The sequence below is a fragment of the Streptomyces sp. NPDC058307 genome (assembly GCF_042880295.1).
In the GTDB taxonomy this organism is placed as follows: Bacteria; Actinomycetota; Actinomycetes; order Streptomycetales; family Streptomycetaceae; genus Streptomyces.
The window spans coordinates 1-1,017 of the sequence record NZ_JBHVYZ010000178.1 but is presented as its reverse complement, the minus strand read 5'-3'; the positions used below and the strand labels follow the sequence as shown (position 1 = coordinate 1,017).

Annotated in this window: 1 protein-coding gene; it reads left to right on the top strand. The window is 68.4% G+C overall.

Annotation, left to right across the window (positions count from 1 at the left end; all coding sequences use genetic code 11):
* Window positions 1–122: 122 nt before the first annotated feature.
* The coding region (locus ACFVYN_RS41410; RefSeq protein WP_390008119.1) for an IS1380 family transposase at window positions 123–1,017 on the top strand (895 nt) is incomplete at its 3' end.

Here is a 1,017-nt window from a genome sequence, read left to right as displayed (position 1 = left end):
CCTCGGGCTTTCACGAGGTGGGCTGTCCAAGAGTTGATCAGAAACACGGAAAGTGCCCTTGACCTGCAACGATAGGACTTGCTGAGGGTCCTGTTGGCTGCAAGGAAAAGAGCACTTTCCAGGTGAGAGAGCCTATCTCGTCGTACCCACGTGTCCGTGTCCAGGGAGACGGTCGGCAGGTGGTCTCGCAGGCCGGTGCGGTCCTGCTGCTGGAGACGGTCCGCAAGACGGGCTTTGACCAGGCGATATCCGCAGCTCTGGCTCCGTGGCGCAAGCCGCGGGCCGTCCACGATCCCGGCAAGATCCTCCTGGACGTCGCCCTGGCGGTCGCACTGGGCGGGGACTGCCTCGCGGACGTCGCCATGCTGCGGTGTGAGCCGACCGTCTTCGGCCCGGTCGCCTCCGACCCGACCGTCTCCCGCCTGATCGACACCCTCGCCGCGTCCGGCGGGAAAGCCCTGCAGGCCATCCGGTCCGCACGCTCCGAAGTCCGCCATCGCGCCTGGTCGTTGGCCGGCGAGAACGCCCCGGACGCCGACGGTCAGGTCACCGTCGACCTCGACGGCGTCCTCGTGATCGCCCACTCCGACAAGCAGGACGCGGCCGCGACCTGGAAGAAGACCTACGGTCATCACCCGCTGACGGCCTTCGTCGACCACGGACCGGGCGGAACCGGAGAGCCCGTCGCCACCCTTCTCAGACCGGGAAACGCGGGCTCCAACACCGCTGCCGACCACATCACCACCGCCCAACTCGCCCTGGCCCAACTGCCCAAGCCTTACCGGCGAGGGCGGCAGACGCTGATCCGCACGGACTCCGCCGGCGGCACCCACGACTTCGTGTCCTGGCTCGCGAAGCGGGGCCGATGGCTGTCCTACTCGGTCGGCATGACGGTCACCGAAGCGATCCACGACCACGTGCTGAAGGTCCCCGCCTCGGCCTGGACCCCGGCCGTCGAGACCGACGGTGAGGCCCGGGACGGGGCCTGGGTCACCGAGCTCACCGGCAAGCTCCTTA